The following is a 19,411-nucleotide window of genomic DNA, read 5'->3' on the forward strand; positions in this document are numbered from 1 at the left end:
CCATGAGCCGCACCATATCCTCGCGCCTGTCCTCTCCCGAGGCACGCCTTGCCCTGATCGCCGTTCTGGTCTTTGTCTTCATGGCTGTCCTGTCGCCGGACCGGTTCCTTTCGGTGCAGAACCTGACATCGATGGCGTTCCAGTTCCCCGAGTTCGCGATCCTCGCGCTGGCCGTCACGGTCACCATGCTGACCGGCGGCATCGACCTGTCGGTGGTGGGGGTGTCGAACCTGTCGGCGGTGGTCGCCGCGATGATCCTGGCCAGCATCGCCGGGGAAACCGCGGTCGGCGCGGGCGCGGTGATGTGGCTGATCCTGTCCATGGTGGTCGCGCTGTCCATCGGCGCGGTCTGCGGGCTGTTCAACGGTGCGCTGGTCGCCTTTGTCGGAATGCCGCCGATCCTGGCGACCCTCGGTTCGGGGTTGATCTTTACCGGCATCGCGGTCGCGCTGACCGGCGGCAGCGCGGTCATGGGGTTTCCGGCCGCCGCGGCTTGGCTTGGCAACGGGCTGGTCCTTGGCGTGCCCGTGCCGCTGATCCTGTTCGCCCTGCTGGCGGCCATCGTCGCCTTCATCGTCAGCCGCACGGCGTTCGGTCTGAAACTGATCATGTTCGGCGCCAACCCCCGCGCCGCCCGATTCGCGGCGATCAACGTGAACGGATTGTTACTGCGGGTCTACATGCTGTCGGGCGCCCTTTCGGCCGTGGCGGGGATGCTGGTGATGAGCCGCGCAAACTCGGCCAAGGCGGATTACGGGTCGTCCTATTTGCTGCTGTCGATCCTGATCGCGGTGCTGGGCGGGGTGAATCCCTATGGCGGTTATGGCAAGGTGATCGGCGTCGTGCTGGCCGTGCTGTCGATGCAATTCCTGTCCAGCGGGCTGAACATGCTGCAGGTGTCGAACTTTGCCCGCGAACTGATCTGGGGTGTGCTGCTGATCTTTGTCATGCTGGTCAACAGCCCCCGCGCCGCCGCCCTGTTGCGGCGCGAACGAACAACCTGAATTCCGGAGATCGAAGATGAAGAAGATCCTGAACGACCCTGTCGATTACGTCGATGAAACCCTGGCCGGCATGGTTGCGGCGCACCCCGAACATTACCGGCTGCACGGCGACGACGGCCGGGTTCTTGCCCGCGCGACCCTGCCTGCCGAAGGCAAGGTCGGCATTGTCACCGGTGGCGGATCGGGCCACCTGCCGGTGTTCTGTGGCTATGTCGGCACCGGCCTGCTGGATGCGGCCGCCATCGGCGACGTCTTCGCCTCGCCCTCGGCCGAACAGATGGCCGATGCAATCCGCGTGGCCGACCGGGGCGCCGGCGTGCTGCGGCTTTACGGCAACTACGGCGGCGACGTGATGAACTTCGACATGGCCGGCGATCTGGTCGATTTCGAGGATATCACCTGCACCACCGTCCTGCTGAGCGACGACGTGGCCTCGGCCCCGCCGGCGGAAAAGGAAAAGCGGCGTGGCGTCGCGGGCATGGTCTATGCCTTCAAGATCGCCGGCGCCGCCGCCGAAGCGGGCCGCGATCTGGACGCGGTCACGAAGATCGCCCAACAGACCGCCGACAATTGCCGCTCGGTCGGGGCCGCGCTGTCGTCCTGCACGGTGCCGCAGGCGGGCAAGCCCACGTTCGACATCGGCGATGACGAGATGGAGATGGGCATGGGCATCCACGGCGAACCCGGCGTCTGGCGCGACAAGCTGCGCCCAGCAGACGCCATCGCCGAGGAAATGATGGATCGCCTCTTGGACGACATGCCGCTGGCCTCGGGCGACCGGGTGTCGGTCATGGTGAACTCGCTGGGGGCGACGCCGCTGGAAGAACTCTATATCCTCTATCGCACGGTGAAACAGCGGCTCGAGGATGCCGGCGCCACCATCGTCATGCCGCTGGTCGGGCGTTATGCCACGTCGATGGAAATGGCCGGCGTGTCGTTCACCCTGTGCAAGCTTGAGGGGGACATGGAACAGATGCTGACCGCGCCCTGCGACTGTGCATTCTGGAGGGTCGGATGATCGATCGCGCGGCAATGGTGGCGGCGATCGACCGCCTGACATCGGCAATGGAACGCGACTTCGAAGAGTTGAACCGTGCCGACGGCGCCCTGGGCGACGGCGATCTGGGCGTCACCATGACCCGGGGCATGCGCGCCATTTCGGACAAGGCGGCGGATCTGCCCGAAGATCTGGGCGCGGCGCTGCTGGCCTGCGCGCAGGCGTTCACCAAATCCTCGGGCTCGTCCTATGGCACGCTGATGGCGACGGGGTTGATGGCGATCGCGAAAGACGTGAAGGGCCGGACCGAGGTCGATCCCGCCGAAACCTCGCGCCTGACCGGCCTTGCACGCGATGCCATGATGGCCCGGGGCAAGGCCGATCTGGGCGGCAAGACTGTTCTGGACAGCCTGGACGCCGTCGCGCAAGCGACCCAGGGCGAAAGCGATCCCGACGCCTTGGCCGACAGCGCGGTCAAGGCCGCCGAGGACGCGATGGACCGGATGCGCGACAAACCCGCCACCATTGGCCGCGCCCGGATCTTTGCCGAGAAAAGCAAGGGAATGGACGATCCCGGCATGCTGGCCATGACGCGCATCATCAAGGCGCTGGCCAACCGCGACTAACAGGCCCCATGGGCGCCGTCGGGCGAAGGATCTTCGCCCGACGGGCCACTTGCGCAGGTCGCATCGGCAGTGCCCCCGCCTCAGCCGTCCAGGTATTCCCGGTGTAATGCCCAATCCGCCTCGGAAAAGCGGTTCGTCGCGAAGTTGCGCTGGTGCCAATAGGGATAGATGAACGGCAGTTGGCTGACCTCGTGCAGGCGCTTCAACTGGTCCTCGCTCAGCTTGACGTCGAGGGCCTTGAAGTTGTCCAGGAACTGCTGCTCCTTCCGACCGCCGATCACCAGCGTCGCCACCGCAGGTCGGGTCAGCAACCAGGCCAGATTGACCTGCGCGGCCGACACGCCATGCTCCTCGCCGATCTCGACCAGGACGTCGACGATGTTCCACAGCTTCTCCTCGTCGCGGATCGGCGGCTCACTCCAGCCATTGAACTGGCGCGAGGCTTCGGGCGCCGCCTGATCGCGCCGGTGCTTGCCCGACAGCAGGCCCGCCGCCATGGGTGACCAGATCATCACGCCCAACCCCTGATCCACCGACAGCGGCAGCAACTCGTACTCGGCTTCGCGGGCTTCCAGGGTATAATGGATCTGCTGCGTCACGAACCGGGCGTGGCCGTTGCGCTCGGACGCCATGAGCGATTTCGACACCTGCCAGCCAGAGTAGTTGGAACAGCCGACATACCGCACCTTGCCATGCTGGACCAAGGTATCCAGCGCCGCCATCGTCTCCTCGACCGGGGTGATCCCATCCCATTCATGCATGAAATAGACGTCGATATGATCGGTGCGCAGCCGCTTCAGGCTCTTCTCGCATTCACGGATCAGGTGATAGCGCGACGTGCCCTCGTCGTTTGGCCCGCCCCCCGGCGTCGGCATCCGCGCCTTCGAGTTGATCAGAACCTTGTCGCGCCGCCCCTCCAGAACCTCGCCCAGGATTTCTTCCGACCGCCCGTCGGAATACATGTTGGCGGTATCGAACAGGTTCACGCCGTGATCGATGCACAGATCGACCAGGCGCCGCGCCTCGGGCACGCCCTGTTCGCCGGCCATGGCGAAATCGCCTTTGCCGCCGAATGTGAAAGTGCCCATCGTCAGGGCCGAAACCTTCAGCCCCGACCGTCCCAGCGTGCGATATTCCATCTCGGTTCTCCCCCAACTTGATCGGCCCGACTGTTCCGCCGCGCCCTGAAAACGTCAACCCGGCGGCTGCCATGACGGACCTCGCCGGGTTTTTTCTTGCTCCAAATACTCGAATCCCGAACGGCGCAGCGATCGCGCCGCTCAGGTCTTCTTACGATCATCCACCACGTTCATCTGCGCCAGACCGCTGCGCCCCAGATCGACGGCGGCGAATGGTCCGCCCTGGCACATGTTCCCCGGATCGCGGGGATCCTGCGGTTCGGCGTCGGCCAGGACCTGTTCGGCATAGACCTCGGCATTGTCCTTGGGCCGGTATCCCAGGAAGGCGGCGGCGGTGTTGTCGACCGGCACGCGGTCGTTGTTCGACACGCCGTAAACGATCGAGAACCCGGTGACCGGCGTGTCGATGGCCCGCTGAACAAGGTGGATCAGGTCGTCATAGGACAACCACGATCCCAACGCGCGGGGGTTGTTGACCTGGGCGGCCGACAGGATTCGCAGGTGCACCGATTCCACCCCCCGCTTTTCCCAGTACATCCGCCCCAGATCCTCGGTAAAGCACTTGGCCAGGCCATAGAAGGTGTCGGGACGGTGGGGCACGTCGATGCCGATGCGTTCGGTCTTGGGATACATCCCGACCGCATGGATCGAGCTGGCATAGACCACCCGCCGCACACCGTGTTTGCTGGCCGCCTCCCAGATGTTGTAGGAGCCAACGAAATTCGGGCCCAGCAGGTCCTCGAACGGGGCTTCATCGACGATGGCACCGAAATGCACCACCATGTCGGCGCCTTCCAGAAGCGGCGCGATCTGGTCCATGCTTGCCAGGTCCGCCTTCACGAAGGTTTCGCCGTCATAGGTCTGCCCGACATCGGTGATGTCGGTGGACAGCAGCGTATCGCACATCTTCGACAGCGGTTCGCGCAGGTATGAACCAAGGCGCCCGGCAGCGCCGGTCAGCACGATCTTTTTCATTTCAGGGCCTTTCGATGGGATCAGATGACAGCTTGCTCGATGATCGGTTCGTTGTCGGCGATGCGGGCGTAGCCGAACGGTGCCAGGTCCAGCGTGCGGTAAGCGCCATGGACGATCCATTCCGCCACGCCGCGCCCCACCGCGGGAGCCTGTTGCAACCCATGGCCGGAAAACCCGTTGGCAAAGATGAAATTGCCGATCTCGGTATGGGGGCCGATCACGGCGTTGCGGTCCAGCGTGTTCATTGCGTAATGTCCGGCCCAGCTTTGGTGCAGGCGGATCGCCTCGAACGCCGGAATCCGGTGCGCCAGCGTCGGCCATACCCGATCTTCCCAGATTTCGTGGTCCATCTGGAAATCGTCGAACGCCACGGCGCTGTCGTCGTCGGGGGCGCATCCGGCCATGTAATGCACTCCGTCCGTGCGGACGTGGACCCCCGAGGGGTCGATGGTCAACGGCAGGTCACAGGGCAACGGCGTCCGGGCGGAAAAGAGGAAGGTGAACCGTTTGCGCGGCTCGACCGGCAGGCGGATGCCGGCCATGGCGGCGGTCCTTGCGGCCCGCGGCCCGGTGGCATTGACCAGCGTGCCACAGCCGATCACCCGCCCCGACGCCAACGTAACGCTTTCGATCCGGTCGCCGTTGCGGATCATCGAAACGACCTCGTCCGTCACGTATTCGACGCCGAAGGCGCGGGCCTTGCGGCGGAAGGCGTCGAACATCGACGCGCCGTCGAAATACCCCTCGTCCACCGTGTTGTGGTTGGCGGCGACGATATCGTCGAGGTGATAGAACGGATAGGCGTCGGCGATCTGATCCGGCGTCATGTGCCGGGTGGCGGCGCCGTTGGCCGCCTGCACGGCCTGCGCCGCCTTCAGGGCCGCTGCCCCGGCTTCGCTTCCGGCAAGGTAGAGATAGCCGAAGCTCTGCAATTTCAGGCGTGCCGGTTCGGGCTCGCCCATCCAGTCGCCGAAGTTGCGCAGGAAGTCGGCCGCGAACTGTGACATGCGGATGTTGATGGCAGTGCTGAACTGTTGGCGGATGCAGCTGTTGGTGTGCGAGGTCGAGGCACATTCATAGGTCGGGTCGCGTTCGATCACCAGCACGCGACCGTCGAAATCCGCGTCGCGCCCCAGCCACCATGCGACCGAGGATCCGATCATCGCGCCACCGACGATGACCACGTCATAACTGTCGTGTTTCGGCGTGCCCACCGCGGCCTCCCTCGTCTGCGAACCGGTGCGCCATCACGCTAACCGGGGGCAAGGCCGGATGCCAGCCCCCGGCGCATGCTCAGAAGTGGAACGGTTCCACCACCACCCGTTCGCCCAGCATCATCGCGTCGGACACATGGATCATCGGCGTCAGATCCATGTCCCGCGCGCCGGTCTTCACCAGATCCGCCATCCGGGCATAAAGTCGCGGATATTCGCGGTCGCCATCCGTGACCTGGGCTTGTCCGTCGATGCTCATGTTCGCGCCGCCATCGGTCAGGGTCAGGGTGCCGCCATCGGTTTCCGCCTCGATGGTCCAGGTTTGCGGCCCTTCCTGGCGCCAATCCAGATCCATGGTGACGTTGTCGCTGAACGTGATCTGCGCGCCGATCGGCGTCTGCCGGTTTTCGGGCGTTTCCAGACGCGCCTTGATCACCCGCACTGGTGCGGGCAGGATTTCGGTCAGGATCGACAGGGCGTTGATGCCGGGATCGAACACCCCCATGCCGCCCGGCTCGAACACCCAGTCCTGACCGGGATGCCATTTGCGCACGTCCTCGCGCCAGGTGATGTGCACGCGGCGGATCACCTTGTCGGCCAGCCAGTCGCGGGCGGGCTGAACGCCGGTCGCCATCCGGCTGTGCCATGTGGCATAGAGTGACAGGTTCCGCTCGGCCGCCATGACCTCCAGCATGTGGATTTCCGCCAAGGTCATGCCCGGCGGTTTTTCCAGCATCACGTGACGGCCCGCCTTCAGGCAGGCTTCGGCATAGGCGAACCGCGGCGCCGGTGGCAGGGCCAGCGACACGACCGGGATGTCCGGTCGCGCCTCAAGCATTGCGGCCATGTCGGTGAATGCCTCGATCCCGTCCACCCGTCCCGACCGACTGACCGTGGCGGCCAGATCCCAGTCGGCACTGGCCTTGAGCGCCGGAACGTGTTGGTCCACGGCGATCTTGCCAATGCCGACCAGTGCGATCTTCGTGGCCATCAGTGCGATTCCCGTGCCACCGCGTTGCCGCGACAGCCGACCAGGAAATCGAAATCCGCCCCCGTATCGGCCCCTGTGACCCGTTCATGATACAGCTGCGCATAACCGCCCACCGGCGTCTGGATCGGCGATTGCCACGCCGCCAGTCGGTCGGCCAGTTCATCGTCGGAAATGTCCAGATGCAGCCGCCGGTTGGGCACGTCCAATTCGATCATGTCCCCGTTCCGGACGACGGCCAGCGGGCCGCCGCGTGCCGCCTCGGGCGAGGTGTGCAAAACCACGGTGCCATAGGCGGTTCCGCTCATCCTCGCGTCGGAAATGCGGATCATGTCGGTGATCCCCTTCTTCAGGATCTTCGGCGGCAGACCCATGTTGCCCACCTCGGCCATGCCGGGATAGCCACGCGGGCCACAGTTCTTCAGCACCATGATGCAGGTCTCGTCGATATCCAGATCGGGGTCTTCGATGCGAGCCTTGTAGTCGTCGATATCCTCGAACACGACCGCCCTGCCCTTGTGACTCAGCAGGCTTTCGGTCGCCGCCGACGGTTTCAGGACCGCGCCGCCCGGTGCAAGGTTGCCGCGCAACACGGCGATGCCGCCCGATTGGGTCAACGCCTTTTCCACCGGCAGGATCACGTCGTCGTTCCAGTTCTTCGCATCCTTCACCTCGTCCCAGATCGGGCCGCCCGATACGGTCAGCGCGTCCTTGTGCAGCAGGCCGGATTCGCCGAGGTGCCTGATGACCACGGGCAGACCGCCCGCATAGAAGAACTCCTCCATCAGGTATTTGCCCGATGGCATGAGGTTGACGATGGTCGGCACGCCCTGCCCGCAGCGGTCCCAATCGTCCAGCGTCAGATCGACGCCGACGCGACCCGCGATTGCCAGCAGGTGAACCACGGCATTTGTCGACCCGCCGATGGCGCCGTTGGTGCGGATGGCGTTTTCGAACGCGTCCTTGGTCATGATGTCGGACGGTTTCAGATCGTCCTTGACCATCTGCACGATGCGCCGCCCGGTCAGCTGCGCCATCATCCGGCGGCGCGAATCCACCGCCGGGATCGCCGCGTTGCCGGACAGCGCCATGCCCAACGCCTCGGCCATGGATGCCATCGTGCTGGCAGTGCCCATGGTGTTGCACGAGCCCGCCGAGCGGGACATGGACGATTCCGCCTCGACGAATTCCTCGGCCGTCATCTCGCCCGCCTTCACCGCTTCGGAGAACTTCCACAGGTGCGTGCCCGACCCGACCCGTTCACCCTGGAAATACCCGTTCAGCATGGGGCCGCCGGATACCACGATGGCCGGCAGGTCGACCGACGCCGCACCCATCAGAAGCGCCGGCGTGGTCTTGTCGCAGCCGGCCAACAGGACGACACCGTCGATGCATTTGCCGCGGACCGCCTCTTCCACGTCCATCGAGCACAGGTTGCGGAACATCATCGCCGTGGGGCGCAGGGTGGATTCAGACGGCGAGAACACCGGGAATTCGACCGGAAAGCCGCCTGCCTCCCAGACGCCGTTCTTTACCCGTTCGGCCAGGTCGCGCAGGTGCGCGTTGCACGGGGTCAGTTCCGACCACGTGTTGCAGATGCCGATGATCGGGCGGCCGTCGAACAGGTCGGACGGGAAGCCCTGGTTCTTCATCCAGCTGCGGTGATAGATCGCATCCTTGGTGGTGCCCGAGAACCATTCCTGCGAGCGCAGCTTGCGGGGCCATTGTGCGGGTTTGAACGTCATGTATCAGCCTTGCTTGGTTTTGTCCGGGCCTCGATCGGCCCTGTTTCGGTTGCCCAAGGGTCGGATCACCCCTGTTTGGATTTGTTGTAGACGTCGAAGATCACGGCGGCGAGCAGCACCAGCCCCTTGATCACCTGTTGATAGTCGATGCCGATGCCCATGATCGACATGCCGTTGTTCATCACGCCCATGATGAAGGCACCCACCACGGCGCCCACGATCTTGCCCACGCCGCCGGACATCGACGCACCCCCGATGAACACGGCCGCGATCACGTCCAACTCGAACGCGACGCCGGCCTTGGGGGTCGCGGTGTTCAGACGCGCGGCAAAGATCAGACCGGCCAGACCGGCCAGCAGGCCCATGTTCACGAAGGTCAGGAAGGTCAGGCGCTCGGTCTTGATGCCCGACAGCTTGGCGGCCTTTTCGTTGCCGCCCAGGGCATAGACGCGGCGCCCGGTGGTCGTGCGTTCGGTCAGGAAGGCATAGACGACCGTCAGCAAACCCATGGTGATCAGCACGTTGGGCAAGCCCCTGAACGTCGACAACTTGTAGGAGATGAACACGATCGCCCCGGCGACCAGCGCGGTGCGGATCACGAAGAACGGCATCGGTTCGCTGGTCATTCCGAACCGGGCGTCACGCTGGCGGGCGCGGATACCCAGCCAGACGATGCCGCCGGCGATCAGGATCCCGCACAGCACGGCGAACCCGTTCACCCGCTTGGCACCCGTGATGTTCGCCACCAGATCGCCGAGGAACGGCACCAGATCGGGAATGAAGCCGGTCGAGAGCTTCTGGAATTCGGACGGGAACGGGCCGACCGATTGCCCTTCCAGCAGCCACAGCGACGCACCGCGAAACACCAGCATCCCCGCCAGCGTGACGATGAACGACGGAATCCGCCAGTAGGCGATCCAGTATCCCTGGGCCGCGCCGATCCCCGCCCCGATCGCCAGGCAGGCCGGGACGGCCAACCACATCGACCAGCCCCATTGCACGATCATCACCGCCGCCAGCGCACCGATGAACCCGACGACCGAGCCGACCGACAGATCGATATGCCCGGCGACGATGACCAGCAGCATCCCCAGCGCCATGATGATGATGTAACTGTTCTGCAGGAACAGGTTGGTGATGTTGACCGGGCGCAGCAGCGTGCCGTCGGTGGTGAACTGGAAGAACACCATGATCACCACCAGCGCGATCAGCATCCCGTAGTCGCGGATATGTTCGCCCAGGTAGTCCTTGATCGACGGGGCGTCGTCGGCGCGGGTTTCGGCGGTGTCGCTCATATCGCCGGTTCCTTGTCCATGGCGGGTTTCTTCGTGTTGACGATGAACGACATGATGCGTTCCTGGCTGGCCTCGGCCGCGCTCAGCTCACCCACCAGTCGGCCTTCGTTCATGACATAGATGCGGTCGCACATGCCCAGAAGCTCGGGCATCTCGGACGAGATCATGACGACGCCGCGCCCTTCGGCGGCCAGATCGTTCATGATGTTGTAGATTTCGAACTTGGCGCCGACGTCGATGCCGCGTGTCGGTTCATCGAGGATCAGGACCTGGGGATCGGTGAACAGCCACTTGCCCAGCACGACCTTCTGCTGGTTGCCGCCCGACAGGTTCACCACCTTCTGATGCACGCCGGGGGTGCGGATGTTCATCGCCTTGCGGTATTTTTCCGCTGTCTGCTGTTCCCGCCCCTCGCTCAGCACGCCGTTGCGCGACACACCGGCCAGATTGGCCAGCGTGATGTTGCGCGAGATCGGATCGTCCAGCACCAGGCCCAGCGACTTGCGGTCTTCCGTGACATAGGCAAGGCCCGCGGCAATCGCACGGTCCACCGTGGACAGGTCCACCGGTTTGCCGTGCAGCATGGCGGTGCCGGTGATGTTGCGCCCGTAACTGCGCCCGAACAGCGACATCGCCAGTTCGGTGCGCCCCGATCCCATCAGCCCCGCGATGCCGACAATCTCGCCCTTCTTCACGGTGAACGACGCGCCCTTGATGACCTGCCGGTCGGCGTGTTCGGGATGGGTGACGTTCCAGTCCCTGACCTCGAACAGCAGATCGCCGGGGTTGCGCTGTCGGTCGGGATAGCGGTGCGACATGTCGCGGCCCACCATGTCGCGGATGATGCGGTCTTCGCTGATCTCGCCCGCCTTCGCATCCAGCGTCGAAATCGCGCCGCCGTCGCGGATCACGGTGATGGTGTCGGCAACGCGCGACACCTCGTTCAGCTTGTGCGAGATCAGGATCGACGTGATCCCCTGCCGGCGCAGCTCTTCCAGAAGGTCCAGCAACTTGGCGCTGTCGTTTTCCTGCAAGGCGGCGGTGGGTTCGTCCAGGATCAGCAGGCGCACGTCCTTGGACAGCGCCTTGGCGATTTCGACCAGCTGCTGCTTGCCCACGCCCAGCCTGTCGACCAGCGTTGTCGGGCTTTCGCGCAACCCGACCTTCTTCAGCAATTCTTCGGTGCGCCGATAGGTTTCGGGCCACGAGATGACGCCCCTGTTGGCACATTCATTGCCCAGGAACAGGTTCTCGGCGATCGACAGCAATGGCACCAGCGCCAGTTCCTGGTGAATGATGATGATGCCGCGCTTTTCGGAATCGTTGATCGAACCGAACCGCGCCTCCTCGCCATCATAGATGATCTTGCCGTCATAGCTGCCGTGGGGATAGACGCCCGACAGCACCTTCATCAGCGTGGATTTGCCGGCACCGTTTTCACCGACAAGCGCATGGATCTCGCCTTCGCGGACGGTCAGGTTGACGCGATCCAGCGCCTTGACCCCGGGAAAGGTCTTTGTGATCGACTGCATTTCGAGAAGGGCGGACATGGGGGCCTCGGCACGGATGGACGGTGGAATCGGGTCAGGGTGCGTCCGGCCCGCGACGGGGCCGGCAGCGGCGACCGCGATTACTCGATCTGGTCCTTGGTGTAATACCCGGTGTCGATCAGGCGTTCTTCCCAGTTCGACTTGTCCACCGGCAGCGGCTCGAGCAGGTAGGACGGCACGACCAGGACGCCGTTGTCATAGGTCTCGGTGTCGTTGATTTCGGGCTCGCCGCCTTCCAGCAGGGCCTGAACCATGCCGACGGTCACGCGGGCCAGTTCGCGGGTGTCCTTGAAGATGGTCGAATACTGTTCGTCGTTCAGGATCGACTTGACCGATTGAACCTCGGCGTCCTGACCGGTGACGATCGGCATCTTCTGGTCGCCCGATCCGTATCCGACACCCTTCAGCGACGACAGGATGCCGATCGACAACCCGTCATAGGGCGACAGCACGCCATGCACGGTCTTGTCGGTATAGTTGGCGGACAGGAGGTTATCCATGCGGGCCTGCGCCACCGCCCCGTCCCAGCGCAGGGTGCCGACCGTGTCCATGCCGGTCTGGCCCGACACGATATTGATCGATCCGTCGTCGATCAGCGGCTGCAGCACCGACATGGCACCGTCATAGAAGAAATAGGCGTTGTTGTCGTCGGGCGATCCGCCGAACAGTTCTACGTTCCACGGCGATACATCGGGAAACCGCTGTTTCAGTCCGTCGACCAGCGATGTCGCCTGCTGCACGCCGACCTTGAAGTTGTCGAAGGTCGCATAATAGCTGACGTCGCCGGACTCGCGGATCAGACGGTCATAGGCGATCACCGGAATATCCAGCGCGGCGGCGTTCGCCAGGGCGTTCGACAGTGTGGTGCCGTCGATGGAGGCGATCACAAGGGCGTCGACCTCTTTCGTGATCATGTTCTCGATCTGGGCAAGCTGGTTGGGGATGTCGTCTTCGGCATACTGCAGATCGGTGGCGTATCCCGCCTCTTCGAACTGCTTCACCATCGATTCGCCATCGGTGATCCAGCGGGCCGACGATTTCGTCGGCATGGCGATGCCGATTGTGCCCTTGTCCTGTGCCAGAACGGGCGCGGTGATCAGCGATCCGGTCACGAGGACCGCGGCGGCCAAGGCCGTTTTGAGACGTGTCATGTATCCTCCCTGTGCCGTCGCAGCGACGGCCGATAAGCGCCACCTTGCGGCAGCCGGTTTTGTTGGTCCGGCGATCTTTCCAAGCCACCGATGATCAAGTGATGCAGACAGCATCCTTCGGCGTCAATGAAAGAGGTGCGTCGCGATCATATCCATTCTGATATGTCGGGGCGGGATCCAAACCCTTCTGCGCATCGCTGCCGCGCTGTGCGGGGAACCATGTCGGCCAATTGCACGTTCGGCCAATGTGGCGTTTCATCGGACAATCCCGACCGCTGCGTCACCAGATGCCCGAAAGCAGGAGCTTCCCGATGGCAGAGCACGCAGCCACCCGACTGAGCGATCTGGCGGAAAACCAGCCGACCGAGGTCGATCTGGACGGCACGCCCGTTCTGTTGATCCGGCGAGGCGACACTGTTCATGCCCTGGCCGCCAAATGCCCGCATCGCGGTGTTCCCCTGTCAAAAGGCGTGGTGAGCGGGGACCGCATCGTGTGCGCGGCGCACCGGGCTTCGTTCGCAATCGACTCGGGCGAAGTGCTGGCGCCGCCCGCCTGTGAAAACCTGGCGCGCTATGACGTCCGCATCGACGGTGACGATGTTTTCGTGACCGTTCCGTCCGACAGCGTCGCGCACCCCCTGCCCGCCATGGCGCGCGGCGGTGACGATAGCCGCCGGTTCGTCATCATCGGCGCCGGCGCGGCCGGTTGGCGCGCCGCCGAGACACTGCGCCGCGAGGGGTTCGGGGGCGACATCGTCGTGCTGAGCGATGAGCCGCACGGCCCGCTGGACCGGGTCGAACTGTCGAAAGGGTATCTGGCGGGCGACGGAACACCCGACGTCCCCTTGGTGCGCCGCGACGCGGACCGCGCCGAACTGGACATCGAACTGCGCCACGCCAGCGTCGCCGAGGTCGACACCGACACGCGCGAGGTGGTTCTGCGCCATTCTTCCGAACGCATCGACTATGATCGGCTGCTGATCGCGACGGGCAGCGCGCCGCGCAGGTTGGACCCGGATCGCGCACACCTGAAGGGTGTCCACACGCTGCGCACGGTGGCCGATGCCGACAGGATCCGCGACGATCTGGCCCATTGGCCCGGCAAGAGGCCCTGTCGCGTGGCCATCATCGGCGGCGGCTTCATCGGGCTCGAGGTTGCCGCGGGGCTCAGCGGACGGGACGGCGTCGAGGTGACCGTGATCATGAACGGCGACGTTCCTTTGAAAGCGGTGTTCGGGGCCGAGGCAGGCCAACGCATCATGCAGGAACATCGCGATGCCGGTGTCCGGTTCGTGACCTCGGCCAAGGTCGACAACATTGCCGGCGACAGTCGCGTCAGCCGTGTCTGCCTCGGCTCCGGGGACCACGTCGAAACCGACTTGGTGCTGATCGCGATCGGAGCAAAGCCGCGCACCGAGTTCCTGCCTTTCAAACGGGCCGACGACGGCAGCATAGAAGTGAACGCGGATCTGTCGGTGCCAGGGTTCGATGACGTTTTCCTCGCGGGCGACATCGCCCGTGTGCCAACACCCTGGGGCAAGATGCGAATCGAACATTGGCGGTTTGCCCAGGAAACCGGAGAGCTGGCGGCGCGCAACATGCTGGGCCGGAACCAAAGCTATGACAGCACGCCGTTCTTCTGGACCAGGCAACAGGCACCGGGATCCTATACTTATACCGGCCATGCCGGCACGTGGGACAGGATCAGCGGCACTCCCGAGGGCAAGACGTTCCGGGTCGATTACATCGCCGATGGCCTGACCCACGCGATCCTGGCGCTGGGATTCGATGACGATGTGACATTGGCCGAACGCAAGATGGCCGGCAAGGGGCCGATCTAGACCGCTTGTCGCCCCCGACGATTGCATCGGCTTTGGCGCCGAAACCGTCGCGCGGCCGTTCGGCCCTTGCATCTGACGTTTTTGTGAACGTGGCCGCGGCGCTTCATGTGGGATACATTGCGGCGTTCGGGCGTTGAACACATATGCCCTTGGTGGCATGTGATGTCTGACCATTTACACGACCGTTGAAGGACTGCCATGCTTACACGTCGTCATTTCATCCAGACCGGAGCATCGCTTGCGGTTCTGACCCCCCTCGGCGTTTCGGCCCATGTCGGCGCCCCCCACACCACGCCCGAAAGCTTCGATCCCGTCGTCAAGCGGATCCGCGATGACGTGGCCCCGGGAAGCATCCATGTGTTTCCCGAATACTTCGTGCTGTACTTCGTCACCGAACCCGGCGTGGCGATCGAATACCATGTCGCCGTCGGCGATGCGGGACGCAACCTGAAGGGCGGCGCAACGATCCGGCGCAAGGAAGAATGGCCCAGCTGGACGCCGACCCAGAACATGATCCGCCGTGAGCCCGAGAAATACGCCAAATACGCCGGCGGCGTGCCCGGCGGCCCCGACAACCCCCTGGGGGCACGGGCGCTGTATCTGTATCGCGGCAATCGCGACACCTATTACCGGATCCACGGCACGCCACAGCCCTGGACCATCGGCACCGCCGTGTCGTCGGGCTGTATCCGGCTGAAGAACGAGCACGTGATCGGGCTTTATGACCGGGTCAAGCTGGGCGCGCCGGTCAAGGTCTACTGACCCGGCGCCCGGACGCCGTTGTCAGCACGGTGGCCGGGCACGCCCAGGCGTTGCGCATACCCGCGCACCATGTCCGCAAACTCGCGCTGGCCGCCGCAGGGCGGGATTGCCGCGATGGCACTGTCGATCAGGTCGTCGAAGCGTTGGCGCGCGCCATGAACGCCAAGCCGGGACACCGCGTTCGGGCGATGGTGTCGGCCGTCCTGATCCGTGGGCTTGCCAAGCGCCGCGGCATCGCCTGTCACATCGCTCATGTCATCGGCGATCTGGAACGCCTCGCCCAGTTTCGCGCCCACGTCCTCCCAAGGGCGCGGCGCCTGGCCGGCAGCCAGCGCACCCATCGCCGTCGCCGCCACGAACAGCGCGCCGGTCTTGGCCCGATGATAGGCCGACAGATCGATGTCGGGTTCGCTCTCCCACCCCTGCCCCGCACAGATCCCGCCATGCATCCCGGTGCCTTGCGTCAGGGCCCGGATCATCGCGATGCCGGTGGCCGAATCGTTCACCGCCGCGCGCGCCAGAACGTCGAAGGCAAGAACGATCAGGCTGTCACCCGCCAACACGGCCACTTGCTGCGAGAACGCGCGATGCACCGTGGGTTTGCCGCGCCGGATGTCCGCATCGTCAAAGCACGGCAGGTCGTCGTGAACCAGGCTTGCGGAATGAACCAGCTCAAGCGAGACCGCGGCGGCATCCGCCAGATCGGAGCGCGGATCACCACAAGCGGCCGCCACAGACAGGCACAGGGTCGGCCGGATCCGCGCGCCCCCCGGCAAAACCGCATATTCGACGGCAGCCGCAAGACGCGAAGGGCATAGATCGGCACCGGCCATATGGAGTGCGTTCGCCATGGCACGCTCGATGCGTGCCTCAAAGGGCTTCATGCCGCATTCCTGCGATCCAGCCCCACGGCGACACAGGTCATCACGCGTCGCTCCGTTGGCCGGCACTCGCCTGAGGGTTCAACCGCCAGACCGAGAAGTTGAGCGCGCCCGCCACCGTCACCCACAACAGATAAGGCAGGAAAAGCGCGCCCGCGATCATGTCGACCTGAAAGAACGCGACCATGGTAAGTGCGACCGCCAGCCACAAGGCGGCGATCACGACCAGCCCCGCCCGCATCATCCTGAGGCCGAAAAACACGGGCGTCCACACGGCGTTGAGGGTGATCTGCAACGCCCACAGTGCGAGGGCCATTGTATTGCCCGCGTTGTCGGCCACCCGTGCGGCGGCAATCGCGATCAGGATGTAGAGCACCGTCCAGATCACCGGAAACGCACGGTTGGGAGGCGTCCAGCCTGGCTTGGCCAAATCGCGATACCATTCGCCGGGCCGAATCAGCACACCGGTCGCCGCTGCCGCGGCGCAGGTGGCCATGAATACGAGAAACAACATCCAATCCATACCCAACAGATAACGCCACCGGGCGGCGTTTCCAATGACCGCATGACAAGATACCGCCCATGGACCAGCGGAGCTGTCGATGATCGGAGCGATATCAGGCTACACGGTCGCGGTGCTAGACATTACATCGTGTTATCAATGGCTTAGAAAATACCCGCCGATCGTAACCCGCGGGTTACCACCGACCGAACCAGCTGAGTAACCCGCGGGTTACTCGGGCTTCATGCGCCCCAGTTCGGCCTCGAACGCCCGTATCGCGCGATCCAGAACCGGGCGCGGCACCTTGGTGAAATCCATGGGGCTGACGATTCTGCACTCGCCCCGCCGCGCCGTGACCTTCAGGTCACCGTGGTGAAACTCGAACTTCTCGCGCGGCGCATCGGCGGCGCGGCGGGCTGTTGGCGCTGCTGCGGACTTCACGAATGCGGCCAGCGCCCGCGCCTGATCTTCGCGGCCCGTCACGGTGGCCAGGTCACGGCGCAACTTGTCGACGTCGCCCTGCCCCGACTTCAACAGGCGCGCCACATCGACACCAAGGTTGCGCGATATGTCCTTGGGCCAACGCAAATCCGAACCGAGCTCGGTCAACAGGTAGACAAAGCTGCGGATGTAGGACCGCTTCATCTTGTGCAGCGAGGCATAAAGCCGCCCGACAAGCGCATCGGCGTCACCATGACCAACGCCCTCGTCGGACGCCGCCGTGATCGCCACCTGCGCCATCTCGGCGAAGGACAGATCCTCGCGCACGACGTTTTCCTCGACCATGTCGATATAGCGGTCCAGGCGGTCGCCCTGCCCCGTTTCGATCCGCGCAACGACCCGCGCGAAGTCATCGGAGCCGGTTTCGGCAAACAGTTGCGACAGCGCCGTCAACCGTCGCCATCCCTTCTTCAGCTGGTATTGCCCGTCGGCCCCGACGTAAACCTCGATCGGCTCCTTCTGGCCACGCTCGCGGATCGAGGCCTTCAACTCTTCCATCTCGTCGGATCCGGCGACGGCGTCCAAATCCATCCGGTCGCGCGGCAATTCATCCGTTGCGATCTGCGACAGAGGCAGCGCGGTCAGAACGCGGCCTTCGGCCTGCGCCTCGCGGAAGGCCTTGGCGTCCTCGGCGTTCTGGCGCCGCTGCACGACCTTTGCCTCGGTCGTTTCCTTCAGGTTCACGGCGGTGTCGCGCACTGCCGCACCCATCGGCCCCACCGACCGTTCGCGGCGCGGATTGTCGGCGGCGGGCCCCAGGTCGGTGAAGCCGAATTTGTTCTTGCTCGACATCTCAATGCTCCCCTTTCTTTTCGACATTGGCCGACCACGCGGCCAACACGGTATCGCGGAACTCGCCATAGGCACGATCGAAGCTCTGGCGCGCGCGCTTCCACGTCTCACGCGTCATCTGGCGGTAATCCTGTTCATAAACCGACATCTGGAACCGTCCCGATTGCTCCACCGCACGGGTCATCTCGATGGGGTTCTGACAGACGTCATCACCAAAGACGTTGCGGAAGGCATCCATCATCGCAACGTGAAGGGGGTTTGTCGCCTCGAAGCGGGTCATCAGCACCCGAATATCGAAGAACCGCTTCGGCAGCGAGATGCCGGCGTCCGCCGCCAGATCCGCAAAGCCGTCTGAAATATCCGCCATGGCATCGCCCAGCTGACCCAGATAGCTGGTCGTGCTGTCGTACTCCCAGTATCCGGGTCCCGAGGGAATATAGAGGATGTCGGCCGCAAACGCCGCGTTCAGGGATTGATAGCCGATGGCCGGCGGACAGTCGAAGATGATCAGATCGTATTGGTCGTCGGGCAGTTCATCGAGATAGCGCGCCACGCAGCCGAAAAAGCTCCACGCCTTGTGCAGCGAGCGATATTGCGCGCTGGCAAATTCGACGAAGGCGGCATTGGCACAGGACGGGATGATGTCGATTGTGGGCCAGCATGTGTGCTGAATGAAATCCTGAACACGCTGGGCGCCGATCGATTGCACATCGTCAGGCAGTTCGTCACTGGCGGGGTAGGGGCAGTCGTCGGGGTCGTCGAAACTTTCGGCGATGCGGTCGGCCTCGCGACAGAGATCCCGGCACATGATGCCCCAGACGGTGTTCCATTCACGCACCTCGGTGATGCCCATGGAATGGGTCAGCGTGGCCTGAGGGTCGAAATCGACGCAGAGCACGCGGTATCCATCCAAGGCCGCGGCGTTCGCCAGGTGCTGGGCGACCACGGTCTTGCCGACGCCACCCTTGAAATTCGAGACGGCAATCCGCATCGCCCGCCCCTTGGGTCGTTTCGCCATCAGGGATTTGCCCCGAAACCGGACGCGGCGGCGCAATTCGTTGATCTCCTCCAGGGTGAACCAGCGTTGCCGGCCATCTTCTTCCGTGACGCCTTGGGGCAGGGACGGATCGTCGGCCAGTTTCTTGCGCAATGTGTCGGCCGGTACGTCGAACATGAACTGACTGATCTCCCAGATCGAGAACGGGCGCAGCGTCTTGACCTCGCCCGGCGAAAAGGTCGCGCGCCGCACCGCGGTCTGCTGGACCAGGCTGCGTTCGTTCATCTGTTGAAGGTCTGTATGATCCCGCATCTCTGCTCTCTTGTTTTTTCTGCTGCCAAAACGGATAACGCGAAAAGCGGATATTTGCAAAATGGAATATTTCGTCCCGTCGCTTGCCCGAAGCGGGGCGATAACGGGAAAAACCTCGGGTAACTCGGCGATCCGCGTT

17 protein-coding genes are annotated in these 19,411 nt (G+C 64.1%); 5 read left to right on the plus strand and 12 right to left on the minus strand.

The annotated features are described in order from the left end of the window. The first annotated feature begins 2 nt into the window (after window positions 1-2). The 3 genes from CFP68_RS15680 to CFP68_RS15690 are packed head-to-tail and all read left to right on the plus strand — an operon-like array spanning window position 3 to window position 2,627. Window positions 3-1,004, plus strand: coding sequence for an ABC transporter permease (locus CFP68_RS15680; RefSeq protein WP_099827893.1), 1,002 nt, complete (start codon window positions 3-5; stop codon window positions 1,002-1,004). Between the two features lie 16 nt (window positions 1,005-1,020). Further along, window positions 1,021-2,022: a dihydroxyacetone kinase subunit DhaK gene (locus CFP68_RS15685; protein WP_099827894.1), complete on the plus strand. Its 1,002-nt coding sequence runs from the start codon at window positions 1,021-1,023 to the stop codon at window positions 2,020-2,022. Continuing rightward, complete coding sequence (locus tag CFP68_RS15690; protein WP_099827895.1) at window positions 2,019-2,627, plus strand: dihydroxyacetone kinase subunit L; 609 nt, start codon at window positions 2,019-2,021, stop codon at window positions 2,625-2,627. The genes CFP68_RS15685 and CFP68_RS15690 overlap by 4 nt, the downstream gene beginning before the upstream one ends. Before the next feature lie 80 nt (window positions 2,628-2,707). Here CFP68_RS15690 and CFP68_RS15695 read toward each other — a convergent pair whose 3' ends face one another. From CFP68_RS15695 to chvE, 8 genes are all read right to left on the minus strand, one after another. Then, window positions 2,708-3,766, minus strand: a complete 1,059-nt coding sequence (locus CFP68_RS15695; protein WP_099827896.1) for an aldo/keto reductase — start codon at window positions 3,764-3,766, stop codon at window positions 2,708-2,710. A gap of 141 nt (window positions 3,767-3,907) precedes the next feature. Next, complete coding sequence (locus CFP68_RS15700; protein WP_099827897.1) at window positions 3,908-4,741, minus strand: NAD-dependent epimerase/dehydratase family protein; 834 nt, start codon at window positions 4,739-4,741, stop codon at window positions 3,908-3,910. 20 nt (window positions 4,742-4,761) lie between these two features. After that, on the minus strand, window positions 4,762-5,955 hold the full coding sequence (locus tag CFP68_RS15705; RefSeq protein ID WP_099827898.1) for an NAD(P)/FAD-dependent oxidoreductase: 1,194 nt from the start codon (window positions 5,953-5,955) through the stop codon (window positions 4,762-4,764). A gap of 79 nt (window positions 5,956-6,034) precedes the next feature. Then, on the minus strand, window positions 6,035-6,946 hold the full coding sequence (locus CFP68_RS15710) for a Gfo/Idh/MocA family protein (RefSeq protein ID WP_099827899.1): 912 nt from the start codon (window positions 6,944-6,946) through the stop codon (window positions 6,035-6,037). Further along, a complete protein-coding gene (araD, locus tag CFP68_RS15715) occupies window positions 6,946-8,688 on the minus strand; it encodes an L-arabinonate dehydratase (RefSeq protein ID WP_099827900.1) in 1,743 nt (580 codons plus the stop codon). Before araD ends, CFP68_RS15710 begins: the two co-directional genes overlap by 1 nt. A gap of 65 nt (window positions 8,689-8,753) precedes the next feature. Continuing rightward, window positions 8,754-9,983: a multiple monosaccharide ABC transporter permease gene (gene mmsB / locus CFP68_RS15720; protein WP_099827901.1), complete on the minus strand. Its 1,230-nt coding sequence runs from the start codon at window positions 9,981-9,983 to the stop codon at window positions 8,754-8,756. Continuing rightward, window positions 9,980-11,533 carry a multiple monosaccharide ABC transporter ATP-binding protein gene (mmsA, locus tag CFP68_RS15725; protein ID WP_099827902.1) on the minus strand — a complete coding sequence of 518 codons (1,554 nt, stop codon included), beginning with the start codon at window positions 11,531-11,533 and terminating at the stop codon, window positions 9,980-9,982. The genes mmsB and mmsA overlap by 4 nt, the downstream gene beginning before the upstream one ends. Before the next feature lie 80 nt (window positions 11,534-11,613). Then, window positions 11,614-12,684, minus strand: coding sequence for a multiple monosaccharide ABC transporter substrate-binding protein (gene chvE / locus CFP68_RS15730; protein ID WP_099827903.1), 1,071 nt, complete (start codon window positions 12,682-12,684; stop codon window positions 11,614-11,616). Between the two features lie 311 nt (window positions 12,685-12,995). Between chvE and CFP68_RS15735 the strand changes: the two genes are divergently transcribed. Beyond that, on the plus strand, window positions 12,996-14,525 hold the full coding sequence (locus tag CFP68_RS15735; protein ID WP_158234188.1) for an FAD-dependent oxidoreductase: 1,530 nt from the start codon (window positions 12,996-12,998) through the stop codon (window positions 14,523-14,525). Window positions 14,526-14,723: 198 nt separating this feature from the next. Beyond that, window positions 14,724-15,287 carry a L,D-transpeptidase gene (locus CFP68_RS15740; RefSeq protein ID WP_099827905.1) on the plus strand — a complete coding sequence of 188 codons (564 nt, stop codon included), beginning with the start codon at window positions 14,724-14,726 and terminating at the stop codon, window positions 15,285-15,287. On the opposite strand, the gene CFP68_RS15745 is transcribed toward CFP68_RS15740, so the two are convergent. From CFP68_RS15745 to CFP68_RS15760, 4 genes are all read right to left on the minus strand, one after another. Continuing rightward, window positions 15,281-16,171: a polyprenyl synthetase family protein gene (locus CFP68_RS15745; protein ID WP_099827906.1), complete on the minus strand. Its 891-nt coding sequence runs from the start codon at window positions 16,169-16,171 to the stop codon at window positions 15,281-15,283. The genes CFP68_RS15740 and CFP68_RS15745 overlap by 7 nt on opposite strands. A 40-nt stretch (window positions 16,172-16,211) precedes the next feature. Continuing rightward, a complete protein-coding gene (gene tspO / locus CFP68_RS15750; RefSeq protein ID WP_420915828.1) occupies window positions 16,212-16,682 on the minus strand; it encodes a tryptophan-rich sensory protein TspO in 471 nt (156 codons plus the stop codon). A gap of 219 nt (window positions 16,683-16,901) precedes the next feature. After that, a complete protein-coding gene (locus tag CFP68_RS15755) occupies window positions 16,902-17,963 on the minus strand; it encodes a ParB/RepB/Spo0J family partition protein (protein ID WP_099827908.1) in 1,062 nt (353 codons plus the stop codon). Between the two features lies 1 nt (window position 17,964). After that, the gene (locus CFP68_RS15760) at window positions 17,965-19,272 is read right to left on the minus strand and encodes an AAA family ATPase (RefSeq protein ID WP_099827909.1); all 1,308 of its coding nucleotides are present in this window, start codon (window positions 19,270-19,272) and stop codon (window positions 17,965-17,967) included. Between the last annotated feature and the right edge of the window lie 139 nt (window positions 19,273-19,411).

Origin of the sequence: Oceaniglobus indicus (assembly GCF_002751875.1) — a bacterium.
Taxonomy (GTDB): Bacteria; Pseudomonadota; Alphaproteobacteria; order Rhodobacterales; family Rhodobacteraceae; genus Oceaniglobus; species Oceaniglobus indicus.